The organism is Pseudomonas sp. JZ114 (genome assembly GCF_051027705.1).
Lineage (GTDB): Bacteria > Pseudomonadota > Gammaproteobacteria > Pseudomonadales > Pseudomonadaceae > Chryseomonas > Chryseomonas luteola.
In genome coordinates, this window is sequence record NZ_CP069256.1 from 3,456,343 (window position 1) to 3,480,636 (window position 24,294).

The window sequence follows — 24,294 nt, forward strand, 5'->3', positions numbered from 1 at the left end:
TCGCCAACTACTGGCACCTTTACGGTACTATCCGCGCTTTCTCGCCTCATCGGGCCAGCAGGCCTGAAGATGGCCTGCCCAGGCATTGAACACGTCAAGTTGCCAAGACCATGAATGGATTTTCAAACCGCTACCGTTTTCATGCGGTGTTATTTTTTTTGTTCCTGCTTACTCTGGCCGTCGCGTCCAGGCTGGTCTATCTCCGAGTTCATGACAGTGAGTTCCTGATCGATCAGGGCGAACGACGCAGCGTTCGTCATATCCCCATCCCCGTTACCCGCGGCCTGATTACCGACCGCAATGGCTCCCCCCTGGCCGTCTCAACCGAAGTGTCGACGATCTGGTGCAACCCTTCGGAAATGAAGGAGAGCATGGACCGGGTGCCTGCGCTGGCAGCGGCACTGCATCGTCCCGCCGGCGAGCTTGTGTCCTATATCAAGGCCCGCTCGGAAAAGCATTTCCTTTACCTGGCCCGTGGCCTGTCTCCCATCGAAGGCGAGGACATCATGGCGCTCGATATCAAGGGCGTGCACCAGCTCAAGGAGTACAAGCGCTATTACCCTACCTCCGACCTGACAGCCCAGTTGATTGGTCTGGTGAATCTGGATGGCGAAGGCCAGGAAGGCGTGGAGCTGGGCTACAACGAGTGGCTCAGCGGGAAAGCAGGCGTTCGCGAGGTGCTGATCAACCCGCGCGGCTCCATCGTCAAGAACATCAAGGTCGACAAACAGCCCAAGCCCAGCCAGGATATTGCCCTGTCCATCGACTTGCGTCTGCAGTTCGAGGCCTATCGCGCCCTGCAGGAGGCAGTAACCAAGTTTGGTGCCCTGTCCGGCTCGGCCGTACTGGTCAACCCCAAGAATGGTCAGATCCTGGCCATGGCGAACTTTCCGTCTTATAACCCGAACAACCGGGCATCCATCAACCCGACTTTCATGCGTAACCGCGCGCTAACCGATGTGTTCGAACCCGGCTCGGTTATCAAGCCGTTCAGCATGTCAGCAGCGCTGGCCACGGGAAAATTCAACGAAAATACCCAGGTGAGTGTGGCGCCGGGCTGGTTTGTCATCGACGGCCACACGATTCGCGACGTAGCACGTCGGGACATCCTGACCATGACCGGCGTGCTGATCAACTCGTCGAACATCGGCATGAGCAAGGTTGCCTTGGAAGTCGGTCCCAAACCTATCCTTGAGCAGCTGGCCCGGGTCGGCTTTGGCTCGCCCCTGTCTCTGGGTTTCCCGGGTGAAAACGCAGGTTATCTGCCCAACCATGTGAAATGGTCCAGAATCGCCACAGCCAGCATGTCCTATGGCTATAGTCTAGCCGTCAATACCGCCGAGCTGGCCCAGGCCTATACGGTCTTTGCCAATGACGGAAAGCTTGCCCCACTCTCGCTGCTGCGCGATAACCCACAACAACTGGTGCCTGCGATGGACCCACAGGTGGCGCATCGGATTCGCATGATGCTCAAGGAGGTAGTGGAAGATCCTAGCGGTGTCGTGCGCGCCCGGGTGCCGGGCTATCAGGTGGCAGGGAAAAGTGGTACTGCCCGTCGCTCCGGGGGCGGCGGCTACAAGGAGCATGCCTATCGTTCGATGTTCGTAGGCATGGCGCCCGCCAGCGATCCCAAGCTGGTACTGGCCGTGATGATGGACTCCCCGACCAAGATCGGCTACTACGGCGGTCTGGTTTCGGCACCGGTGTTCAGCCAAATCATGTCAGGTGCGCTGCGCGCGCTGGCCATTCCGCCCGACAACCTGCCGCCTACCAATACCGCCCAGAGTGAAACACCAGCCCCTCACTCCCATACGTGAGTGAGGGCTTGCCGGAGAGGATTTCGAGGAGATCCTTTTTCCGGCCCAACGAAAAAACCCCGCCTAGGCGGGGTTTTTGCTGACCGCTCGATATCCTTATCGAGTGCCATCCTGGCGGGTCTTTCATCCTTGAGGCTCATGAGCGCGTCCTGCGCTGCATTCCATGGGTAAGAAGATTACGCCACCGCCGCCTTCTTCCCTAGCGTCAATCACAGTCACTTCTTGTAAGCCTTTGCCTACATAGATAGCTTTCTGAGCAGATATGCCATTACCGTAATCTCATGAAACAAAGCGTCCGCTATCCTGCAGAACACCCACAGTCTGGTTCTTTCTAAACCTTCGCCTGTCCCCATAAGGGCACCCCTACATACCAACGTCACATACCTGTGCTTAGCTCGGCCGACGCGACGTAATGACGCCTGTTGCCATCCGGACTTTGACTGTTGAGGTTATCATTTGAACACCAGGACACTTCCCCCAGGCGCACTGATACCGGCCGATATCGAAGCGGCCCTGTCCGAACTGATCGCGCTGCGTGACGAGATGATCACGGCGGCCTGTGACGCACCCATCCTGGCGGAGCATGTGCACCAGAGCTATACCGAGAGCGCACATAACCTACTTAACTATCTGGCGCTACGCCGTCATGACATCCGGCCGCTACAGGCACGCCTGGCACGGCTGGGACTGTCGTCGCTGGGGCGCTCGGAAGCGTACATCCTGGTTGCAATCACCACCCTTATTGAAATCCTGCAAAAGCTCTCCGGCAGCAAGAACGCGCCCCCTCCCTATGAGCCGCTGGGCATGGACCGGGGCGAGCAGCTGCTGCATGAGCACACCGAGGCTCTGTTTGGCGCAACGCCTGTCGGGCGTGGAGTCCGAATCATGGTGACCATGCCCAGCGAGGCCGCACAGGACTACTCGCTTGTGCATGATTTGCTGGCGGCCGGCATGGACAGCATGCGCATCAACTGTGCTCATGACGACGCCAAGACCTGGCAACAGATGATTGAACATGCACGCCGAGCGGAAAAGGCCCTTGGCAAGCCTTGCCGCGTCATGATGGACCTTGCGGGTCCCAAGCTGCGCACCGGGCAAATCAACGCAGGCCCGGCCGTGATACGCGTCAAGCCGACCCGCGATGATTTCGGTCGAGCAGTCAAGCCAGCCCGCCTCTGGCTGACCGCCAGAGAAAACCCTCAAGCTCCACCGACCCAGGCAGATGCCAGCCTGCCGGTGGCAGCGGACTGGTTATCGAATCTCCAGCCACATACACAGATAATCCTTCACGATGCCCGCGGCTCGAAGCGGCAGATCGAGATCGTTGATATCTCCCGCGAAGGGTGCTGGGGCGAACTCTACAAGACCGCCTACCTGACGCCGAACACAGCCCTCTCGATCAAAGACAGGAAAGGCCGGAAACGCGAGACACGCATTGCGCCCTTCCCGGCTCAAGAGCAGGCCATCAAGCTGGTGGAGGGCGATGTGCTGATTCTGACCAAGGATCAACATACCGGGCATCCGGCAACCTACGACAGTTTCGGAGAAGTCCTGACCCCAGCGTCCATCGGCTGCACGCTGCCGGAAATCTTCGAGGATGTACGGGCTGGCGAGCCAGTCTGGTTCGACGATGGCAAGATTGGCGGAATCATTGATTCGGTGCAGAGCGAGACGCTGCGTATCCGTATCACCCACGCGCCTGGGGGTGGCAAGCTCAAGAGCGACAAAGGCATCAACTTTCCGGACAGTCATCTGCGTCTCGATGCGCTTACGCCCCATGACATCGAAGCCCTGGCGTTCGCAGCCGAGCATGCCGACGTGGTCGAGTTCTCTTTCGTTAACACGGCAGATGACGTCAGGACCCTGCTCCATCACATTGATCGACTGAACGCCCATGAGCTGGGCGTCGTGCTCAAGATCGAGACACGTCGAGGCTTCGAGAACCTGCCGGCGCTGCTCTTTGCAGGCATGAACCTTCCGCGTTTCGGCGTCATGATCGCGCGGGGCGATCTGGCGGTAGAAAGCGGCTTCGAACGACTGGCTGAGCTTCAGGAAGAAATACTTTGTCTGTGCGAAGCGGCCCATGTGCCGGTGATCTGGGCGACCCAGGTATTGGAAACCCTGGCCAAGAAAGGCGCGCCGTCGCGGGCCGAGATTACGGATGCCGCCATGGGCGTACGGGCCGAATGCGTGATGCTGAACAAGGGTCCGCACATTCTGAAGGCCGTCCATACTCTGCATGATCTGCTGGCACGCATGCAGGCGCATCACTCCAAGAAGCGGGATCTCCTGCGAAAACTTCAGGTAGCGCAGCAACCTACTCTGGCGGCCAGCTGCCCGGAGTGACACCTTACCGTGCCGATAGCGGGCACCATTTTGCAGCCAGGCGCTCTACAAGGGATGTTCCATAGCCCAAAACAGTGCCAGAGCCGCGTGCTTCTGGTACGTTCACCGCAGACATAACGGGAGTGATACGCCCTCGGCAGTGCCTGGCCCCGCCCTTGCAAAGCCGTTGGCCTCGCCATAAGCGAGCCCGTTATAGTCACGTGCGTGACCGCTAATCCCAATGGAGATCCCATGAGACATATCTTTGCCGGCGCCGTTTGTGTACTGGCGTTGAGCGCCTGCGGTAAATCGGAATTTGTCCAGCCCCAAACCCCTGCCAACACGCTGCAGTCCGGCATCAAGAAGGAGAACTTCGATCCCGGCGTCCGGCCTCAGGATGATTTTTTCAACGCCATTAACGGTCAATGGTTGAAAAACACACCTATCCCGGCCGACAAGACCAGCTACGGCGCCTTCCATGCCATTGCCGATACCACCGAGAAACAGCTGCACGCCATCATCGAGGCGCTGGCCGCCAAGCCCGACAAGGCTACTGGCAGCGACGAGCAGAAAATCGGCGACCTATATGCCTCCTTCATGAATGAAGCCGCCATTGAGGCGCAGGGGCTCAAACCCTTGCAGGGTGCGTTCGATGCTATCGACTCCATTCATGATCGTCGCTCGCTGCTCATCACAATGGCCCGCCTCCAGCGGCTGGGTATCGATGTTCCGCTCGAACCCTATGTCACTCAGGATGCTAAGGACTCCAAGCGATACGTAGCCGAGATTGCCCAGTCCGGTCTCAGCCTGCCCGACCGGGATTACTACCTGATCGATGACACGTCATTCGCCGAGATCCGCTCCGGCTTCGTTTCGCACGTGCAGCGCATGTTGGACCTGGCCAACCTCCCTGACCCTGCCGGTAGTGCCCGCAAAGTGGCTGCATTGGAAAAGCAGATCGCCCTGGCCCAGTGGGACAAGGTCGACAACCGCGACCCCATCAAGACCTACAATGCCTATGAGCCCACCCAACTGCGTACGCTGACCCGTGCCATCGACTGGCCGTCGTACCTGAAGGAGACCGGCTTTGTCGATCAACACCCGATCATTGTTGAACAGCCCAGCTACATCACGGGGCTTGGCAAGCTGTTGACGTCTACACCGCTCTCCACCTGGAAAACCTATCTCAAGTGGCACGTCCTGCATGCCTATGCCCAGGCACTACCGCACGCCTATGCCCAGGAGGATTTCGCATTCTTCCAGCAGACCCTGAACGGCGCCAAGGAGCAGCGTCCACGGTGGAAGCGTGGCGTAAGTGCGGTTGAAGGCAGCCTGGGTGAAGCTCTGGGCAAGGAATATGTCGCGCGTCATTTTCCGCCGGAAAACAAGGCCCGCATGGAGGCGCTGGTGCGCAACCTCATCGCCGCCTATGGGCAGGCTATGGATAAGCTGGACTGGATGAGCGAAGACACCCGCCAGGCAGCCAAGGCCAAGCTGGCGAAGTTCACCTACAAGATCGGGTACCCCAACCAGTGGCGTGACTACTCATCCTTGCACATCGCCCCGGATGACCTGATCGGCAACCTGCAGCGGGCCCAGACATTCGAGTATCAACGCAGCCTTGCCAAACTCGGCAAGCCGGTCGATCCAGATGAGTGGGCCATGACGCCACAAACAGTCAACGCCTATTACAACCCGCTGCGTAACGAGATCGTCTTCCCGGCCGCCATCCTGCAACCGCCCTTCTTCAACATGCAGGCAGAAGATGCTGTCAATTACGGTGGTATCGGTGCAGTCATCGGCCACGAAATCAGTCATGGTTTCGATGATCAGGGCTCGCAGTTCGATGGCGACGGTAATCTGCGAGAATGGTGGACCAAGACAGACCGCGAGCGCTTCGCAAAGCGTGCGACAGCGCTGGCTGAACAGTACTCGGCCTATGAGCCGGTACCGGGCTATCACATCAATGGCCGCTTTACCCTGGGTGAAAATATTGCCGACCTGGGTGGCGTAACGATCTCCTACTCGGCGTATCACCTGTCATTGAACGGCAAACCTGCCCCTGTCATTGACGGCATGACGGCCGAACAGCGCTTCTTTACCGGATGGGCGCAGGTCTGGTGCACCAAGTACACACAACAGAACCTGCTCAATCGTCTGAAAACCGACCCGCACTCACCGGCGCAATACCGCACCAATGGGGTGCTGAGTAACGTGCCTGGTTTCTACGAGGCCTATGACGTCAAGCCAGACGACCAGATGTACCTGCCCCCGGACAAGCGCATCAAGATCTGGTAAGCCCCTCCCCTCCCGGTGAGCCTGAATCCTTTCAGGCTCACCCTTGGAGCCATTTAGGACATGCTGATGCTCAATACACTGATATTCGATCTCGACGGAACCCTGACTGATACCGATCCGGTTCATTACCAGGCCTGGAAGCAACTTCTGGCCCGCGAGGGACGCAACTTGAGTGAAGAAGACTTCAGGCGTCACATTTCGGGTCGCGCCAACGACGCAGTTTGTAAAGACCTCTATCCAGACAAGACGCCCGATGAGCACACAGTGATTGCAAACGAAAAGGAAGCCTTGCTGCGTGAGTTAGCCAACACACTCGAGCCCACCGCTGGCCTTGAAACGTTGTTGAGCTACGCGGACCAACAGGGATGGAAACACGCGATCGTGACCAATGCCCCGCGTGCCAATGTCCACCACATGCTCAAGGCGCTTGGACTGGAAAACCGCTTTCCCCTGGTCGTGCTGGGTGAAGAGCTGGAACGTTCGAAGCCGGATCCCCTTCCCTATACCACTGCGTTGAATACGCTGGAGATCCAGCCCCGGCAGGCGCTGGTTTTCGAGGATTCTATTCCCGGCCTGACGGCAGCCAAGGCAGCAGGAATCGTTACGGTCGGTATTACCTCAACACTGACAGCCGATGAACTGCTGGCAGCCGGCGCCGATCTGGCAATAGCAGACTTCAACGACCCCAGGCTCTGGGAAATGCTGAAACGAACCTCCTGATCAGGCGACGGTATGCAACTCGGCCAAGGTGCTCATTTGCACTTGTGCCTCCTGACGCGTGGTGAACGGACCACTGATGCGCTCGCCATTGCGTACCAGATACCAGCAGACCATAAAACCGGCCTCCCGAAGCGCAGCAGGTACGGCACTGCCTACTACTGACATGATTTGAACAATGGGCATAAGGACCTCTATCTACTCTTAAGCCAGGCTTCACAGTACGCTGTGATTGATACCTTGAGAAATCGACAGGATTGATAGTGGTCATTAACGGTTCAAAGGTCCGACGAAATGATGACCCTCTTTTGATTGAAGCCATTACCGCCCTTGACGATGCCCAGCGCCAGGCGCTGCTCAGCCTTGAATTACACCCTGAGCAGATAGCCTTTCCAGGCACGCCTGAGGCTGCACTGATGAGTCTTGAGGAGCAGTCACCTCGGCATGTACAAGGGTTCACCCTGTTGGAAGCAGGCCTGCCGGCAGGTCTGCTTCTACTCAAGCGGCCTCCCCTGTCTCCCCAGTGGGTCAGCGCCGATGCCTGCTCGCTCCATGCCTTGCAAATCGCGGCTCGCGCACAGGGCCGAGGGCTGGGCAAAGCCTGCCTGCGGGCGCTTCCCGAGCTGGTCTGCAGGCAGTGGCCCGATATCCGGCATATTCAACTAGCAGTAGACGCCCACAATGAATCAGCGCTGGGGCTCTATTTAAAAGAAGGATGGATCGATGAGGGCAGGACGTATAAAGGACGCGTCGGTCTGGAACGTCGACTGACCCGGAGAATAGACTGCTAAACAGCGGTGAAACGGAAAAACCCCGCCGTAGCGGGGTTTCGTTGACCATGCTCGACATCCTGTCAAGCTGCCATCCTGGCGGTCATATCGGGTCCTTGATCTACCATGAGCGCTTCCGTGCGCTGCTCCGATGTAAATAGATTACGCCTCTCCCTTCGTTTCCCCTAGAGCCAACCGCTGAGAGTCCTTGTAAGCTTTTTCCTACAAATACTGGCCAATCGCCTTTCGTCCGTTTGGCTTGCTACCCCAGCCGTGAATACGAACCGCCGCCTCAGTCGCCGGGTCTTTTCCTGTATCCCTCATAACTACAGGAAACCTAATCAGCATGACTCCCAACCGAGGCCTTACCTGGCTGGCCCGTGGTGGCTACGCTGCCCGAGGCGTGGTGTACCTCATTATCGGTGGCTTCGCGTTACTGGCAGCCATAGGCTCAGGACAGCCCGTCGACAGTCATCAGAGCCTGCAAACCGTATTGGCGCAACCGTCCGGCAGTACCCTGCTCTGGATTGTGGTGATCGGGCTTGCAGCCTTTGCAGCCTGGCGTGCCGTACAGGCTCTACGAGATTCGGATCATCACGGCACGGATCTCAAAGGATTAACGATCCGTACAGGACTCCTCGCCAGTGGCGTGACATATGTCCTCCTGGCGCTCTTCGCCCTAGGCCTTCTGATCAGCGGTTTCAAAACTCCTGGTGAGGGCGGAGGCTCTGGAGGTGGTGGTCAGGCACAGGACTTTCTTTCACACCTGCTCAGCTGGGACCACTCCAATATAGTGATACGGCTGATAGCCCTGATTCCGCTGGGTGTAGGCATTGCCCATATCATCAAGGGGTGGAAGGCCTCCTTCGAACGGTATTTCGAGGCGGATGAAGGTGTCATGCGCATGGTACGCCCCGTCTCCCGATTCGGACTGATTGCACGGGGGGTGGCCTTTATCGAGATTGCCGTACTGCTGGCTGTCAGTGGCTCACGCTACGATGCAATGCACCCACCGGGAATCAAGGAGGCTCTCAACGGGCTTCAGAACTTGCCTTTCGGCCATATCATTCTGCTGGTGGTTGCGCTGGGTTTGATCGCCTTTGCGGTCTACAGCTTTGCCGAAGCGGTATGGCGTCGTATCAATATGAACGTCCCGGTATGACGTAGCGCCCTGCAAGGCAGGATCGCAGGGCGCTTTTACCTAGCGGAACAAGGTATCGACGTAATCTGCGCCGATACCGACGCGCTCGAAATGCTCCCGGCAGAGCTTGATATAGTCGTGTACATCGAAATAGCCCGCGGCGTTGCCGTCCTGATCCAGCCAGATCAGAGGGCCCTTGACGATAAAGAAGACCCGCATCGGCTCATCATAATCATAAGCCACCAGCGTATGCCCCTCGCCAGGCGTTTCGTAAACGAAGTCGCCGGCTCTGGCCGTCCAGCCATGCTCCAGGTACCCCCACTTTCCAGAGATGGTATAGGCAAAAACCTCATGGGGATGGTAATGACGGTTCACCAGGCCCGCCTGTTTGGCCATGAGGACATCGCACCACTTGTTCTCGGAGGGCGAGATCCATAACGGGCGACTCGAGACGGTATCGGTAAACGGCACGTAATAGCGCTCGTCTTCTGTCGGCGCGTCCTCGATGTAGACCTCAGGCCTGGCATCGGGCTTCAAGCTGTTGGGAATCGGCTGGAGTTCTTTCCAGAATTCACGACGGGCGAGTTCAGGCATGGCAGTGCTCCTCTTATTATTGTTCTAGTGACTATAGCCAGCTTACGGGGCTTTGCAGGCCAGAAACCGGAGAGTGTCCAGGTTTGAGACCTAGGCAGCTTTTTGAACCATGTATTGTTCGTAGAAATCGATCACGGCGAGGTTTTTGTGCTTGGCTTCGAACATGATGTCGAACTCGTCCAGAAATGACTTGGCGTATTCGTTACACCAGCGGTTCCACATCCGGTCGCTGTGACCATACAGGTCACGCTTGTTGACCTTGGTCAGCAGCTGCTCCATTTCAATCTTCTCGTCAGCCGAGATACCCAGCTCCATCAACATCTCCTGGGACTGTGAGTAGTGCATGGCCGGACGTACGCCCCGCCAGCTTTCAACGATGCGCTTTACCCGTGGGTCATGACGGTCGATGTAGCGACCTTCGTGAATCCAGCAGTGGTGGATATCCAGAACGACCGGAGCGTGGTCGGCTAGCTCAAGGCAGGCGTCGACACCGTATTTCTTTTCCTCGTTCTCAAAGGTTATGCAGTTGCGGGCCACGTCTGACAGGCGCGGCCAGATATGCAGGATGCCTTCGACGCCCAGCTTGCCCGCAATGTGGATATTGCATTTGAAATCCTGAAACTGCCGTCCATAGCCCATCATGCGGATCATATCGGCGTGGTATTCAAATTCGCGGATACTGTTTTCCACCGTATCCGGGTTATCCGAGGCCAGCACGCAATACTGCCCCGGGTGCATGGAGAGGCGAATGTCATGGGTACGCGCATAGTCACCGATACCTTGGAACTGTTCGGAGATGAAATCCCGGATAGCCGTGGAGTCGTAGAAATAGGCATAACTGGGATGGCTGTAGAACGGCAGGATATCGCTGCTCATGCGCATCATGTGCAGGTGAACCGGCAAAGAATTGACATACTGCAACAGACGCATCTGGGCCTGAAGATTGTGCTCGATCACATAGAGCAGCTTTTCTTCGGCCGCCTCGGTTGTCTGGCTGGACAGCCAACGTAGCGTGGTGGTCTTGCCATTGTAGAGCCGCTCGATGGCTTCGATCTCTTTTGCAGGCAGGCTTCTGTCGGGATGGCGGTAATTGCAGGCAAAGCCGATCCGGTACATGGCAAACTCCTTCGAGGCACGGACAGGCGTTGCTCATAGGCATCACCTGTTCTGGATAACATTTTATTAGGAGGCTGTATTCGGGCCGAAGTGCCTGAACAGCGATCGCTACCGGTCGACAGACGCTACAAGCGCTCGCGCAAATGCTCTGCAATAAAGTCCAGAAACAGCGTGATCCGCAGTGAGAGTTGGGTATTGCGGTAGTAGACCGCATTGATGATCTGAAAGGAGTCCTGCACCTGATCCCTCATGATCGGAACAAGCAGACCCTGCTCGCGAGCCGACCGTGTCATGTAGTCCGCCAGGCACACAATCCCCTGTCCGGCCAGTGCCAATGCCTGAATCGTCATCCCGCTTGAGGCGGATATATCGGGCGAAACCGCCAGCGTAGCGCCTCGCTCGTTTGGTAGCGGCCACTGATTGAGGTGATCAAGCTGGCTGAAACCGATCAAGGTATGTTTATGCAGGTCAGCGACAGCAAGCGGTGTCCCATGCCTATTCAAGTAGTCCGGGCTGGCCAGCAGGCTGAGCCTGCTCTGCCCCAACGGTCGCGCGTGCAGAGTAGAGTCACGCAATTCGCCGATCCGGATGGCAACATCCGTGCGCTGCTCCAGCAGGTCGATGAAGCGGTCATTCGTGTCCAGCTCCAGCGTAATGCCGGGATACTGTTCACGGAACAGGCCCACCAACGGGACGATAACGTGGTACATGAAAGACGGTGCCGCATTTACCCGCAAACGGCCTGCCGGCCGTTGCCGCCGGATCGCCAGTTGCTCCTCGGCCTCATCGACCGAGGCCAGGATGGCACGGACCTGGGTCAGGAAATGCCGTCCCTCATCGGTAAGCTCCAGACGCCGGGTCGTGCGACGTAACAGTGTGGTGTCAAGCTTTTGCTCAAGGCGGCTAAGAGCGCGGCTCACGCCCGAAACGGTTTGTCCCAACTGGTCGGCCGCTGCGGTTATGGAGCCCGTTTCGACAACGGTCTTGAATACCAGATGTTCTTCCAGCGTGGTTTTCATGCCTGCCTTCGCCCGTCATTCTTGATTTCAAATCAATTATCTTTTCCAGTTTATCTACTTTAACGACAAGCATGTGCGGAGGACACTGTACCGCTTTCTGGCGCACCCCTTTTGCGCCCTACCCGTTTAAGTGGGAGCTTTCATGAATATCTTGTTGATCAATGGCGGCAAATCGTTCGCCCATTCCGCAGGGCGTTATAACGAAACCCTGCACACTCTGGCTGTAGGCCATCTGAGCGAGCTGGGTCATACCGTCAAGGAAACCGTGATCGAGTCGGGTTACGATGTTGAGGCTGAAGTCCAGAAGTACCTATGGGCTGATGCCATCATTTATCAGATGCCGGGGTGGTGGATGGGCGCCCCCTGGACCGTCAAGAAGTATCTGGACGAGGTCCTGACCGCCGGCCACGGCTCTCTATATGCCAACGATGGTCGTACCCGTAGCGATCCTACCAAGCAGTACGGCACCGGTGGCCTGCTGCAGGGCCGTCGCTACATGCTGTCCCTGACCTGGAACGCACCGCGTGAAGCGTTCGACGAGCCGGGCAACTTCTTCGAGGGCAAAGGTGTGGACGGTGTGTACTTCCCCTTCCACAAGTCGCAGCAGTTTGTAGGCCTTGAGGCCCTGCCGACCTATCTGGCGAATGATGTCATCAAGGCGCCGGATATCGAGCGTCATCAGGCCGAATACAAAGCGCACCTGACGCGCGTATTCGGTCAGCAGTAATCAGTCTGCGTCAGCATGAAGCCCGGTCTAGACCGGGCTTTTTCATGGCCGCTTAAAAGTCGTCGCACAACCCAATTGTCATGTTCCCGCCACAGAACTGAAAAGCTGGCTACGTACGCTCCTCGACCTTTGTACCGCTTTGTACCTTTTCGTAAAGCTTCGGATACATGAAAGGAGTCGTTAGTGAGACCGTCAAACGTCAGTTCGTGTGTGGTCGCTTCATCGTTCGTTCTGTCCCTGCTGGCTGCATCAGTACAAGCGGCCGGTCGTGCCGATAACAACGCCATCAACGGTGTGGACCTGCTGTCTGGCTTCAATACGCTCTGGACACCCGGCGCCACGTGGAATACCGGTACGCCGACCGCGCTGGGGGCACCGATTCTTCAGCGTAACGTTCAGTATGTTGTGGACCTTTCCCATACTCGGACACGTGAGCAGGAAATCGCAGCCTATTACGATGACCGTCGCAACCAGAGCTATAGCGCCATCGATGGGCTGGGCTCACTGGCGGACGGATACCGCGCAGGTTCCGGTGCCTTTACCACCATCACCACGTTCGACGACTCCAACCAGACCGTCAAATACGACGACAAGGGCAACGGTGCAGGCGAGACCTCATCCGCCCTGGGCAAGGTTGTCCAGCTGGTCGGTGCGGTGCGCAACGATGCATCCACTACACCCGCCAAGAATGCCTATCAGTACCCTCGCCCCTGGCGCCAGACCCAGGAAGAGATTATTCAGCCCTCCCTGCGGCCGGCTCGCAGCAGCACTCCAGAAACGGACGGCGGCTTTCCCAGTGGACATACCAACGCGGCTTATCTTTCCTCGATTGCCCTGAGCTATGCCATCCCGCAGCGCTTCGAAGAACTGATGCTGCGCGCCTCGGAGGTAGGTAACAACCGGATCGTCGCAGGTATGCATTCGCCGTTCGATGTAATAGGCGGCCGTATCACCGCGACCTACTTTGCTATCGACAACCTCACCAATAACGCCCAACTTCGCAATGAGGCTTTTCAGCAGGCGCAGGCATACTTCACCGAGCAGTGCGGTGGCGATATCAACAACTGCATGGATCCAATCGACCCGGCAACGGACCGCTTCTCGCAACATGCGCAGGACAAGGCGCTGTATACCTCACGCATGACCTATGGCTTTGCGCCGGTAGGCCCGACAGACCTTGCGCCCATCGTGCCGGTCAATGCCGAAGTGCTGCTGGAAACCCGCTTCCCCTATCTGGACGCCAGCCAGCGTCGTGATGTGCTAGCCAGTACCGAAATCTCGTCCGGCTATGTGGTCATCGATGAGTCCAACGGCTATGGCCGCTTGAACCTGTTGGCGGCTGGTGATGGCTACGGGGCCTTCACCTCCGACGTAACGGTCAACATGGATGCCAGCCTCGGCGGCTTCAACGCCAAGGATGCCTGGCGAAATAACATCAGCGGTAGCGGTGGGCTGATCAAGAATGGCACCGGCGAGCTGACGCTAAGTGGCGAAAATACCTATACCGGCGGCACGACGATCAACGGCGGTACGCTCAGGGGCTATGCCCGCGCGTTTGGCAGCGGTGCCATCACCAACAACGCCACCCTTGTGCTGGACCAGTCCGTCGACGATACGATGGGCAACACCCTTGCCGGTAACGGCTCGCTGATCAAGTCCGGAGCCGGCTCGCTGGACCTGACCGGCAATAGCAGCTTTTCGGGTACCACAGCAGTCAACGAAGGCCGCCTGGCCGTGAACGGCAGCCTCGCCAACTCTGCCGTTACCGTCAACCAGGGCGCGACCCTGGGTGGCAACGGTACGGTCGGCACCCTCGTCGTGGCCCAGGGCGGCATCGTCGCGCCCGGAAACTCCGTCGGACAGTTGAACGTGAACGGTAATGTCACGCTCGCCAATGGAGCGGTCTATCAGGTTGAAACCAACGAGGCCGGCCAGACGGATCGCATCGTCGCGACCGGTAGCGCCACGATCGATAACAGCACGCTGTCGCTGGTCCAGAGCGGCAACTGGCAACCCTTGACGCGTTATTCCATCCTGACAGCCAATGGCGGGGTTACCGGCACCTTTGCCAACGTCACCTCCAACTATGCCTTCCTGACGCCCACGCTCAGCTACTCTGCCAATGGTGTTGAGTTGGCGCTGGAGCGCAACAGCACTGCCTTTGCCTCCCTGGGCACGACCCGTAACGAGCGTGCCGTTGCGGCTGGGCTGGATAGCATCGTAGCTGGCAGTGCGTTGTGGGATCAGGTGGCACAGTTGGACACGGCGACGGCGCAGCAGACCTTCCGTGCGCTGTCGAATGAACTGCACGCCTCTACCCAGACAGCATTGGTCGAGGACAGCCGTCTGGTCCGTAACGCCATGACGGATCGCCTGCATAATGCCCAGGTCTCGGCAGCTGATACCGCGCCGGGCATGCAGAACCTGATGGGCGATAACGCTAGGGGTGTGGTCTGGACGCAAGCCCTTGGCGCCTGGGGCAAGACCGATAGCACACATAACGTCTCAGGTCTGGATACGCACACCACCGGCATCCTGTTCGGCGCTGATGCACCGCTTAACGATACCTGGCGCCTGGGCGCGCTGGCAGGTTATAGCCACAGTGACTTCGACCTGCACCACACCTCGGGCTCGTCCAAGAGCGACAACTATCATCTGGGTCTGTACGCCGGCGCCCAATGGGATGCCCTGAGCCTGAAGCTGGGCGCGGCGCACACCTGGCATGACATTGATGCCAAGCGCACCCTGTCCGTTCTGGGCAGTGCCGATCGGCTGTCGCCTAATTATGATGCAGGCACCACGCAGGTGTTTGGCGAACTGGGTTATCTGATCAGGCAGGATCAGGTGACGCTGGAGCCCTTCGCGGGCCTTGCCCATGTCCGTGTGCATACCGACAGCTTCCATGAGCGCAGCGGTGCCCTGGCGCTGGATAACAAATCCCAGGATACAGACGTGACCTTCAGCGCTCTGGGCTTGCGTGCGTCGACTACGGCCTCGGTTGGCAGCGTACAACTCAAGCCCAGCGCAACTCTCGGGTGGCGGCATGCCTTTGGCGACGTAACGCCTGAGCACAAGGCAGCGTTCGAGGGTGGCAATACATTCACCCTGGAAGGCGCACCGATTGCTCGCAACGCAGCCGTTATCGAAGGCGCAGTGGATATGGCCCTGAACGAAACGGTCAGCGTAGGGATCAGCTACGGCGGCCAACTCAGCAGCGATACCACTGATCAGAATGTCAAAGCCAACCTGAGCTTGCGCTTCTAAGCATCTGGATGGCCTCTTTGGAGGCCATCCCCCACCTGACAACGAAATGGTTTGAGACCATAAAACTGTGACGATCGTCAGATCTGTATTGCCAGCCTCCCCTCCTGCCAGTAGATTCCGCGCCCAATGCCCATCGGCTGTAGATGAAGTTGTTGGTAAGCCTGATGAGTAGCTGCGCGCCTTGATCGCCCACGCGCGCCCTGCGGCCTGTTTTTAACAGAGCGAAGCCACGTCAAGCAGCCCAACATCCTCCTCATATACCCAAGGTCCCGCTAGCCGGCGGCTTTGTTTCTGCCTGCCCCGTTGTAGAGCCGTTTACATGTTGGATGTCGAACTCAATTCAATCATGCCGCAGGATGCGCTCACTCCAGACGTGGATCGCTTTGAAATTCTCAACCGGATTGGTGCCCGCCTGGCTGCCGAACTGGACCTGGACAAGCTGGTGCAGGAAGCGACCGATGCAGCCGTTGCGTTGATTCATGCGCAGTTCGGCGCGTTCTTCTACAACGTGCTGAACGAGCAGGGTGAAAGTTACATGCTGTATGCGCTGTCGGGTGTACCGCGCGAAGCGTTTGCTGATTTTCCCATGCCGCGTAACACCGCCGTCTTTGCGCCAACCTTCAAGGGCGAGGGCATCGTACGCTCTGATGACATCACCCAGGACCCCCGTTACGGAAAAAGCGCCCCCCATGCTGGAATGCCTGAAGGGCATTTGCCAGTGCGCAGCTATCTGGCCGTCCCGGTGGTTTCACGCTCCGGCGAGGTACTGGGCGGCATGCTGTTTGGCCACGCCGAGCCCGGCATGTTTACCGAAGAGCACGAATACCTGCTGGATGGCATTGCCGGTCAGGCGGCCATTGCCATCGACAATGCCCGTCTCTTCCGCAAGGCCCAGAACGAGTTGGCCGAGCGCAAGCGGGCCGAGCAATTGGCACATGAGCGCAGCAACCGCCTAGAGCTGCTGTCCGAGGCCATCGAGAAAGCACCTTCCGCCCACACGTTGGAGGAGCTGATCGAGATCGTGAGTCATGCAGCACGTCGGCTTTCCAATGCTGATGGGGTCGCGATCGTGCTGCGCGAAGGCGATCAGTGCTTCTACGCTGCCGAGATCACGCCCGAACCGCTGTGGAAGGGTCAACGGTTCGCCATTACCGACTGCATCTCCGGCTGGGCCATGACTCACCTGGAAACAGCAGTGATTCCCGATGTGCAGGATGATCCCAGGCTGATCAAACGCTTTTACACGCCTACCTTCATCAAGAGCCTTGTGATGGTGCCCCTAGTCAGCGATGGACGCGCTACCGCTGCCATCGGCGCGTACTGGGCCAGACTCCATACGCCTGAACCGGCCGAGATTGCTACGCTTGAAGCGCTGGCGCGCGCGGCCGGGGCCGTACTCAAGCGCCTGGAGGCGGAGCAGGCACTGCGCAAGCTGAACGAGACGCTGGAAGCGCAGGTAGCCGAACGCACCGCCGACCGGGACCGGATGTGGCGACTGTCAACAGACGTCATGCTGGTGGCCCGCTTCGATGGCACCATTACGGCGGCCAACCCGGCCTGGAAAACACTGTTTGGCTGGAACGAAAAGGAGTTGATTGGCCGCTCCTACTTCGACTTTACCCATCCTGATGACAGGCAGCGCACCCTGGCCGAGACAGAAAGTCTCGCCAAGGGAATCACCACCATGCGCTTCGAAAACCGATACCTGCGCAAGGATGGCAGCTACGGTTGGCTGTCCTGGATTGCCGTTCCGGATGGCACACTCATCCATGCCGTAGGTCGAGAAATCACCGCAGAAAAGGAGCAGGCCGAAGCGCTGCGAATGGCTGAAGAAGCCTTGCGTCAGTCGCAGAAGATGGAAGCGCTGGGACAGCTGACGGGTGGCATCGCCCATGATTTCAACAACCTGCTGACAGGCATCATCGGCTCGCTCGATATCATGCAGACCCGCCTGGCCCAGGGCCGTGTCGAGGCTATCGAGCGTTACGCCAAGGCCGCGATGACCTCTGCCAACCGAGCTGCCGCGCTGACTCATCGCCTGCTGGCCTTTGCCCGCCGACAGCCGCTGGACCCCAAGCCCGTCAATGTGAACAAGCTGGTCGTCTCGATGGAAGACCTCCTGCATCGCACCCTGGGCGAGAGCATTCAGATGGAGCTGGTTACTGTGGGCGGGTTGTGGATTACCTTGTGTGATGCCAACCAGCTCGAAAGCGCCATTCTTAATCTGGCGATCAATGCGCGCGACGCCATGCCCAACGGTGGCCGTCTCGTGATCGAAACCTGCAATGCCCATTTGGATCAGGCCTATACGTCACGCCAGCGCAACATAAAGCCCGGACAGTATGTGTGCATCTCCGTAACCGATACCGGCGTTGGCATGCCCAGGAAAGTCATTGAGCGGGCATTTGATCCTTTCTTCACGACCAAGCCCATCGGGCAAGGTACGGGGCTTGGCCTGTCGATGATCTATGGCTTCATTCGTCAGTCCGAGGGCCATGCCACTATCTATTCTGAAGTGGGCATCGGTACGACGGTAAAACTGTATCTGCCGCGTTTTCAGGGCTCGCACGAAGAGGATCGCGAAGAAACAGGCCTGACCGACGCCTACCGCACCGAGCACGGTGAGACGGTGCTGATTGTCGAGGACGAGCCCATTGTTCGCGAGCTGATCGTCGAGGTCCTCAAGGACTTGGGTTATAAGGCCTTGCAAGCCCATGACGGACCGTCCGGGCTCAAGATCATTCAGTCATCCCAGCCTATCGATCTGCTCATCACCGACATTGGCTTGCCCGGCCTCAACGGTCGCCAGCTGGCTGATGCCGCCCGCGAGCTACGCAGCGACCTGAAGGTTCTGTTCATTACCGGCTATGCTGAAAACGCGACGCTGGCGAGCGGCTTTCTGGAGCCCGGTATGGAAATGGTCACCAAACCCTTTGCCGTGGAAAAGCTGGCCATCCGTATCCGCGAGATGATCGAGCACTAACAGGTTCGCCAGCCCTTGCAAGGCTGGCGCGCTAATTGCTCGGAAGAGGTTTTCCTGGCGGCGGTGCCTGTTTTCCGCCGCTCGTTCAACCAGTTCTGGGTCCGACATGAATACTCGATTCGCCTGTAACGGCTGCGGCAAGTGCTGCAACGATCATCACGTCCCTTTGACGCTTCAGGAAGCCAAGGCCTGGGCAACCGATGGCGGCCAATTGATCATTCTGGTCGAAGGCTTTCTGGACAATGGCTACGGAGTGCCCGTCAACCAGCGTGAGCATGTACAGCGCCGTTCGCTACCGGTTCGTTGCGGCAATACACAGGCCTACGTCTCTATCACCTTCGCCGCGTATAACGTTGGGCCGTGCCGCAACCTGGACGACAGTAATCGCTGTTCGATCTATGAGCGTCGCCCCCTGGTCTGCCGGATCTACCCAATGGAAATCAATCCGCATATTCCGCTGCGCCCGGATTTGAAGGACTGCGCGCCTGAAACCTGGCAGTCCGGCCCTGAGCTGATTCATGGGGGGCGCCTCATGGATACAGAGCTGGCAGCTCTGATCGAGCGCTCCCGGCAGGCGGACCGCGAAGAAGTAGGCGCAAAGGCGGAAATCTGCCGTTTGCTGGGCATTCGTACCATGGCGCTCAAGGGGGATGGCTATACCGTCTTCCTGCCAGACCTGGGTGCTTTCCTGAATGCAGTGGATCAGGTAGAGGCCAGCCCTGAACAACCCTGGCCGCCGCTTGAAGAGGAAGAGTGGTCAATGCGGGTTTCGAGCGATGACCTTGCCAGCCAGCTCGAAGAAACCGGTGCCATGATCGCTTCGGCCCTGGAAAACATCGGATTCATCTCGCTCAGCAAGGTATCCTGACAGACGAAAAACGGGCCGGTCACCAATCTGCACCCAAAAAAGAAGCCGCTTTTCAGCGGCTTCTTTTCGATCAGGATTGTGCAATATCCGACTTGGTCATGTTGCCGTATGCCTGCGTCTTATCATGACGCCAATGCGGCAGGGAGTTCCAGTAACGCTCGCCTTTTTCAGCGTCGTACAAACCTTCCCAACGGGCAATGACCAGAACCGCCAGGGCATTACCGATTACGTTCAGGGCCGTACGCGCCATGTCCATGATGCGGTCCACGCCAGCAATGAATGCCAGACCTTCCAATGGAATACCCACGCTGCCCAGGGTAGCCAGCAGCACCACGAAGGACACACCCGGTACACCGGCGATGCCCTTGGAGGTCACCATCAGGGTCAGGACCAGCAGAAGCTGCTGACCAAGACTCAGATCGATGCCATAGAGCTGGGCGATGAAAATGGCGGCAATGCTCTGATACAGCGTCGAGCCGTCCAGATTGAAGGAATACCCTGTCGGAACCACAAAGCTGCTGATCGACTTGGGCGCACCGTAGGCTTCCATTTTTTCGATGATACGCGGCAGTACGGTTTCGGAACTGGCCGTGGAGTACGCCAGGATCAGCTCGTCCTTGAAGATGCGGATCAGCTTCATGACCGAGAAGCCGAACAGCCTGGCCACCAGTCCTAGCACCACCAGAGCAAAGAACAGGATGGCGACATAAACCAGGATCACCAGCTTGGCCAGCGGCAGCAGCGAGGAGAAACCAAAGTTGGCCACGGTTACCGAAATCAGCGCGAACACACCGATGGGCGCGTAGCGCATGATCATGTGGGTAACCTTGAACATAGCTTCGGAAATGCCCTGGAACACACGAACCACGGGTTCACGCGTACTGTCAGGCAGCGCGCCCAGGCCTAGTCCGAACATCACCGAGAAAAAGATGATGGGCAGCATCTCGCCACGGGCCACCGCAGCAAAGATATTGGAAGGGATCAGGTTGAGGATGGTCGCCACGAGCGCATGGTCGTGCTGAACCTCCTGCGTGGTCTTCTGGTACTGGGAGATATCCACCGTACCCAGGGTAGACATGTCGATCCCTGAGCCAGGCTGGAAGAAGTTGGCCAGCATCAGTCCCACCACAATGGCAATCGTGGTGACAATCTCAAAATACACGATGGTCTTGAGGCCGATGCGCCCCAGCTTTTTCGAGTCCCCTACCCCGGCGATGCCTACGATGAGGGTGGAGATCACGATGGGTATGACAATCATCTTGATCAGGCGAATGAAGATATCGCCGCCTGGCTTGAGAACATTGTCGATCCACCAGGCTTTTTCGCCGCTGAAGTGGTTGAGAAGCGCTCCGACTGCAATTCCCAGGGCAAGACCGATGAGAATCTGCCAGGCAAGACTAAGCTTGGGCTTGGACATGAATGTATATCCCCGTTGTTCTAGTTTTGGCGTTGTAATGGAAGGCGCCAGAAAAAGAGAATTGGCGCAAAAAGGCGGCCATCATTGGCTGACGAGACACTACCGTCTAATGCCGCTCCTATCTGCCCTATACCGATTCGGCATGGGCATGCCTCTTGATTTCCTTTAAAAACAAAGAGTTGGCTAGTCTACCACAGGCCAAAACAAACACAGCCGTCTAGAATATTTCTGAGGAATAGATCAGCTAAACGGTATTTCAAGGCCGTAGCCGCCAGGATCCGTACGCGGGCAATCACTTTTGCCGATGTTCAGGCTCAAGAGTACAACGGCACCCTAGTTCCTGGCAGGCGTGCGGCTGGCCTTGGAGGAGCGATCGTCCTGCCAGAGAGGCTCCATGCGCTGGCGATCCAGACTGAACGCAGGGCAGCGCCTATCACCACCGGCGATGCCACCGCTGGGATAACACCATAACGTACCGTCAACCCGGTAGAGTTCACTGGGTATGTCACAGCAGGCCGGAGAAACGTAATAAGCGGTCTCTCCCTCAAACGTCGTCCTGAAAATACGTCTGGGCGGATTGGCCTCAGGCAGCGCCTGTAACGACTTGATCCTGGCCTTTAACCAGTCCGGGGTATCTGCGGACTCCGTTGGGGTAGACACTTTCGAGCATCCTGCCACTGTCACCAACAGTAGTATCCATGCGATTCTCATGCAGCATTCCCTCTATTCATCGTTACGTCATTAAAGCAGATGGGCGAAAGTGCCGGAGGATCGCTCCGGAACTCGCCTTCGGGTGCAGGCTCGAAATAACGCACCCATCCGAGGACAACATCATGCACAAGACTCTTGCCTCTGCCGTCTTGCTGGCCAGTGCACTTGGCTTGGCCGCCTGTGAAAAGACTTCCGAAGACAACAAGACTGGCAGTCAGCCTACCAACGAGCAGGCGCAAGGCGCCGTGTCCAGCCCTGCCAGCGAGCAGGGCGTCAAGCAGGAACTGGCACCCGCTGCCAGAGCCTCTGACGAGAAGAAGCCCTAACGGTCGACTTACAGGCGTCTTACTCACGCAATAGCAAAAGGCTTACATCGCATGCCTGTAGTCAGCGCTATTGCCCGCGCCTTATCCTGCGTAATCTACACACATCGGACTGCAGCGCAGGAAGCGCTCAGGGAGATCAAGGACGAATGACCACGCCAGGATGGCAGCTTGCCAGGGATGTCGAGTATGGTCAGCAAAACCCGCTTCGGCGGGTTTTTTATTGCCTGCAAAAAGGTGCTCTTCCAACCGCTTTCGAACAGGTGGCCTCAAGCACGTTCAGCGCTAGCGCCGTCACGTTCATTGACAGCGCGTTGAAAATCCATATCGTTATATAGCTAACTATATAGCGATTATGCATGATGAACCTCACTCTGAAAGCTCTTATTCCTTCACGCCTGCTGGGCGTTACACTTGTGTCGCTCCTCTTCTCGACCTCCCCCGCCCATGCGGCTGATGATTTTCGTGTGACCTATGCAGGGTCGATGGGCGTGGTGATGGACAAGTCGCTTGGCCCGGCTTTCGCGCAACGTGAACAGGTCAATTACCAGGGACAAGGCCAGGGCGCCTATGGCATGGCCAACTTGTTGGCGTCCAGGAAAGTGGTAGCGGACGTTTTTGTATCCATCACGCCTGGGCCGATTGCCGTTCTACAAAAGGCCGGGCTGGTCGATACCGCCGAACCGGTCGCCAGTACCAGCATGGTGATCGCCTACAACCCGAAAGGAAAATATGCCGAGGCATTTCGCGCCGCCAGTGAAAATCCGACGCAGGCGACTCCTTGGTGGAAAGTCCTGCAGACACCATCACTGTGCTTTGGCCGCACCGATCCGGTAACCGACCCCCAGGGACAAAACATTATTTTCACGCTGATGCTGGCCAGCCGGTATTACCATCAGCCTGATCTGGCTGAAAAGGTACTGGGCGACACGCGAAATCCGCAGCAGGTATTTGCCGAAGGTGGGCTGCTGACGCGGCTGGAAGCCGGTCAGGTCGACGCAGCCTCCGGCTATGAAAGTGCTACGCGCTCAGCCGGTTTGCCCTATATCAAGTTGCCGGACGAGATCAATCTGAGCAATCCGGCCATGGAGGCAGACTGGTACAACCAGGCCAGCTTCGAGATTACCGACCCGCAAGGCAAGCGCAAGACACTCCATACCCAGCCGCTGGTGTTCTATGCCGCCGTGTTAAAAAACGCACCTCATCCTGAACAGGCTCAACAATTCATTGCGTTCATGAAGAGTCCGGAAGGCCAGGCGCTGTTCGAGAAAAACGGTTATGACCGCCCGAAAGGTGGGTCGATCTGAGTTGAACGCGCTCTGGTTGGGGATGCCGGCGGTCCTTCTGTTGATCATCCCTTTCATGACACTGGTACTGGTCACCCCCTGGTCAGGCTTTCACCTTGCCTATGGCGATGGCCAGGCAGTGGCCGTGTCACTGGGTATGAGCGCTATCTCATTGCCGGTAATCATTCTGCTTGGCCTGCCTCTGGCCGTATGGCTGGCCAGGACTCGATCCGTGTGGCGAGGCGCAGTGGAAATGGCTGTTCTCGTACCGCTGCTGGCGCCGCCCCTGGCGCTGGGTATCCTGTTGGTATCTGCCTACGGAGCCTATGGTTCGCTGGGGGAAGTGCTCTCTGCCATTGGTCTTGAACTCAATAACAACGCAGCCGCCTTTGTCCTGGCACAAATTTACGGCGGACTCCCCTACTTTGTACTGTCGGCTCGCTCGGCATTTGAGCAGGTGCCGGTCGAGACCGAAGAAGCTGGTAGAACGCTGGGGGCCTGTGCCTGGCAGATCTTTCTGCGGCTCACCCTACCCCAGGCAGCCCGCGGGCTGGCCGCTGCACTGGCCATTACTTGGGTAAGGGTGATAGGCGAGTTTGGCATCGTGCTGGTATTTAGCTATTTCCCGCAGGGGATTCCAGTCAAGCTGTTCATCAACCTGCAAAACGAAGGCGTCGACTCGGTATACACCCTGCTGTGGGTTCTGCTGATCACTACCCTTCCCCTCCCACTGTGGTGCGTGATGTGGGCGGGCCGCAGAGGAGCCGCGAGCCACTAGTACAGCGTTCTGCCTGTTGTCCTGAGCGCAATGGTCCGCGCCTTTTAACGGGCAAAAAAAAGCCCCAACAGGTGGGGCAGAAAAAGAAGTCAGGCAGCGAAGGAGGGTGGAAAGCTGCCTGCCTGATCACTGTATCGACA

Annotated in this window: 19 protein-coding genes; 13 read left to right on the forward strand and 6 right to left on the reverse strand. The window is 57.8% G+C overall.

Annotated elements, in window-relative coordinates; genetic code table 11:
• Positions 1-110: 110 nt before the first annotated feature.
• The 4 genes from JQR90_RS16330 (at position 111) to JQR90_RS16345 (ending at position 7,160) form a co-directional block, all read left to right on the forward strand.
• Entirely contained in the window at positions 111-1,817 is a 1,707-nt protein-coding gene (locus JQR90_RS16330) for a peptidoglycan D,D-transpeptidase FtsI family protein (protein ID WP_010795732.1), read from the forward strand.
• Positions 1,818-2,273: 456 nt separating this feature from the next.
• A complete protein-coding gene (locus tag JQR90_RS16335; protein WP_010795733.1) occupies positions 2,274-4,163 on the forward strand; it encodes a pyruvate kinase in 1,890 nt (629 codons plus the stop codon).
• Between the two features lie 231 nt (positions 4,164-4,394).
• Complete coding sequence (locus JQR90_RS16340) at positions 4,395-6,440, forward strand: M13 family metallopeptidase (RefSeq protein ID WP_010795734.1); 2,046 nt, start codon at positions 4,395-4,397, stop codon at positions 6,438-6,440.
• Positions 6,441-6,506: 66 nt separating this feature from the next.
• Positions 6,507-7,160 (forward strand): HAD family hydrolase, encoded by a 654-nt coding sequence (locus JQR90_RS16345; RefSeq protein ID WP_010795735.1) that lies wholly within the window; start codon positions 6,507-6,509, stop codon positions 7,158-7,160.
• On the opposite strand, the gene JQR90_RS16350 is transcribed toward JQR90_RS16345, so the two are convergent.
• Positions 7,161-7,343, reverse strand: a complete 183-nt coding sequence (locus JQR90_RS16350; protein ID WP_010795736.1) for a hypothetical protein — start codon at positions 7,341-7,343, stop codon at positions 7,161-7,163.
• 122 nt (positions 7,344-7,465) lie between these two features.
• On the opposite strand from JQR90_RS16350, the gene JQR90_RS16355 reads away from it, so the two are divergent.
• Both JQR90_RS16355 and JQR90_RS16360 read left to right on the forward strand, forming a co-directional pair.
• On the forward strand, positions 7,466-7,948 hold the full coding sequence (locus JQR90_RS16355) for a GNAT family N-acetyltransferase (RefSeq protein WP_037030491.1): 483 nt from the start codon (positions 7,466-7,468) through the stop codon (positions 7,946-7,948).
• Positions 7,949-8,273: 325 nt separating this feature from the next.
• Complete coding sequence (locus JQR90_RS16360) at positions 8,274-9,089, forward strand: DUF1206 domain-containing protein (RefSeq protein ID WP_010795738.1); 816 nt, start codon at positions 8,274-8,276, stop codon at positions 9,087-9,089.
• Between the two features lie 39 nt (positions 9,090-9,128).
• Here JQR90_RS16360 and JQR90_RS16365 read toward each other — a convergent pair whose 3' ends face one another.
• The 3 genes from JQR90_RS16365 to JQR90_RS16375 form a co-directional block, all read right to left on the reverse strand.
• Positions 9,129-9,662 (reverse strand): 2,4'-dihydroxyacetophenone dioxygenase family protein, encoded by a 534-nt coding sequence (locus JQR90_RS16365; protein ID WP_010795739.1) that lies wholly within the window; start codon positions 9,660-9,662, stop codon positions 9,129-9,131.
• 90 nt (positions 9,663-9,752) lie between these two features.
• Positions 9,753-10,778 (reverse strand): UV DNA damage repair endonuclease UvsE, encoded by a 1,026-nt coding sequence (gene uvsE, locus JQR90_RS16370; RefSeq protein WP_010795740.1) that lies wholly within the window; start codon positions 10,776-10,778, stop codon positions 9,753-9,755.
• Between the two features lie 125 nt (positions 10,779-10,903).
• Positions 10,904-11,797 carry a LysR substrate-binding domain-containing protein gene (locus JQR90_RS16375; protein WP_010795741.1) on the reverse strand — a complete coding sequence of 298 codons (894 nt, stop codon included), beginning with the start codon at positions 11,795-11,797 and terminating at the stop codon, positions 10,904-10,906.
• A 142-nt stretch (positions 11,798-11,939) separates the two neighbouring features.
• On the opposite strand from JQR90_RS16375, the gene JQR90_RS16380 reads away from it, so the two are divergent.
• The 4 genes from JQR90_RS16380 to JQR90_RS16395 all read left to right on the forward strand — a co-directional run bounded on the left by JQR90_RS16380 (position 11,940) and on the right by JQR90_RS16395 (position 19,639).
• On the forward strand, positions 11,940-12,524 hold the full coding sequence (locus JQR90_RS16380) for an NAD(P)H-dependent oxidoreductase (protein ID WP_010795742.1): 585 nt from the start codon (positions 11,940-11,942) through the stop codon (positions 12,522-12,524).
• A gap of 183 nt (positions 12,525-12,707) precedes the next feature.
• Positions 12,708-15,788 (forward strand): autotransporter domain-containing protein, encoded by a 3,081-nt coding sequence (locus tag JQR90_RS16385; protein ID WP_073449840.1) that lies wholly within the window; start codon positions 12,708-12,710, stop codon positions 15,786-15,788.
• Positions 15,789-16,107: 319 nt separating this feature from the next.
• Positions 16,108-18,771 carry a GAF domain-containing protein gene (locus tag JQR90_RS16390; RefSeq protein ID WP_073449838.1) on the forward strand — a complete coding sequence of 888 codons (2,664 nt, stop codon included), beginning with the start codon at positions 16,108-16,110 and terminating at the stop codon, positions 18,769-18,771.
• A gap of 106 nt (positions 18,772-18,877) precedes the next feature.
• The gene (locus tag JQR90_RS16395; protein ID WP_010795745.1) at positions 18,878-19,639 is read left to right on the forward strand and encodes a YkgJ family cysteine cluster protein; all 762 of its coding nucleotides are present in this window, start codon (positions 18,878-18,880) and stop codon (positions 19,637-19,639) included.
• A gap of 70 nt (positions 19,640-19,709) precedes the next feature.
• Here JQR90_RS16395 and gltP read toward each other — a convergent pair whose 3' ends face one another.
• Complete coding sequence (gene gltP / locus JQR90_RS16400; protein ID WP_074822120.1) at positions 19,710-21,056, reverse strand: glutamate/aspartate:proton symporter GltP; 1,347 nt, start codon at positions 21,054-21,056, stop codon at positions 19,710-19,712.
• 333 nt (positions 21,057-21,389) lie between these two features.
• On the reverse strand, positions 21,390-21,716 hold the full coding sequence (locus JQR90_RS16405; protein ID WP_019366026.1) for a DUF6970 domain-containing protein: 327 nt from the start codon (positions 21,714-21,716) through the stop codon (positions 21,390-21,392).
• A 173-nt stretch (positions 21,717-21,889) separates the two neighbouring features.
• Here JQR90_RS16405 and JQR90_RS16410 point away from each other — a divergent pair, with 173 nt between their 5' ends.
• The 3 genes from JQR90_RS16410 (at position 21,890) to JQR90_RS16420 (ending at position 24,154) form a co-directional block, all read left to right on the forward strand.
• A complete protein-coding gene (locus JQR90_RS16410; protein ID WP_010795748.1) occupies positions 21,890-22,093 on the forward strand; it encodes a hypothetical protein in 204 nt (67 codons plus the stop codon).
• Between the two features lie 356 nt (positions 22,094-22,449).
• Complete coding sequence (locus tag JQR90_RS16415; protein WP_010795751.1) at positions 22,450-23,397, forward strand: extracellular solute-binding protein; 948 nt, start codon at positions 22,450-22,452, stop codon at positions 23,395-23,397.
• The gene (locus JQR90_RS16420) at positions 23,369-24,154 is read left to right on the forward strand and encodes a molybdate ABC transporter permease subunit (protein WP_010795752.1); all 786 of its coding nucleotides are present in this window, start codon (positions 23,369-23,371) and stop codon (positions 24,152-24,154) included. The genes JQR90_RS16415 and JQR90_RS16420 overlap by 29 nt, the downstream gene beginning before the upstream one ends.
• Positions 24,155-24,294 lie beyond the last annotated feature (140 nt).

Excerpts from the sequence above, each read along its gene's own strand:
- JQR90_RS16360 (WP_010795738.1), top strand. The coding sequence starts at position 8,274 with ATGACTCCCAACCGAGGCCTTACCTGGCTGGCCCGTGGTGGCTACGCT.
- JQR90_RS16375 (WP_010795741.1), bottom strand. The coding sequence starts at position 11,797 with ATGAAAACCACGCTGGAAGAACATCTGGTATTCAAGACCGTTGTCGAA.
- JQR90_RS16340 (WP_010795734.1), top strand. The coding sequence starts at position 4,395 with ATGAGACATATCTTTGCCGGCGCCGTTTGTGTACTGGCGTTGAGCGCC.
- JQR90_RS16365 (WP_010795739.1), bottom strand. The coding sequence starts at position 9,662 with ATGCCTGAACTCGCCCGTCGTGAATTCTGGAAAGAACTCCAGCCGATT.
- JQR90_RS16380 (WP_010795742.1), top strand. The coding sequence starts at position 11,940 with ATGAATATCTTGTTGATCAATGGCGGCAAATCGTTCGCCCATTCCGCA.
- JQR90_RS16395 (WP_010795745.1), top strand. The coding sequence starts at position 18,878 with ATGAATACTCGATTCGCCTGTAACGGCTGCGGCAAGTGCTGCAACGAT.
- JQR90_RS16345 (WP_010795735.1), top strand. The coding sequence starts at position 6,507 with ATGCTCAATACACTGATATTCGATCTCGACGGAACCCTGACTGATACC.
- JQR90_RS16420 (WP_010795752.1), top strand. The coding sequence starts at position 23,369 with ATGACCGCCCGAAAGGTGGGTCGATCTGAGTTGAACGCGCTCTGGTTG.
- JQR90_RS16390 (WP_073449838.1), top strand. The coding sequence starts at position 16,108 with ATGTTGGATGTCGAACTCAATTCAATCATGCCGCAGGATGCGCTCACT.
- uvsE (WP_010795740.1), bottom strand. The coding sequence starts at position 10,778 with ATGTACCGGATCGGCTTTGCCTGCAATTACCGCCATCCCGACAGAAGC.
- JQR90_RS16350 (WP_010795736.1), bottom strand. The coding sequence starts at position 7,343 with ATGCCCATTGTTCAAATCATGTCAGTAGTAGGCAGTGCCGTACCTGCT.
- JQR90_RS16330 (WP_010795732.1), top strand. The coding sequence starts at position 111 with ATGAATGGATTTTCAAACCGCTACCGTTTTCATGCGGTGTTATTTTTT.
- gltP (WP_074822120.1), bottom strand. The coding sequence starts at position 21,056 with ATGTCCAAGCCCAAGCTTAGTCTTGCCTGGCAGATTCTCATCGGTCTT.
- JQR90_RS16415 (WP_010795751.1), top strand. The coding sequence starts at position 22,450 with ATGATGAACCTCACTCTGAAAGCTCTTATTCCTTCACGCCTGCTGGGC.
- JQR90_RS16410 (WP_010795748.1), top strand. The coding sequence starts at position 21,890 with ATGCACAAGACTCTTGCCTCTGCCGTCTTGCTGGCCAGTGCACTTGGC.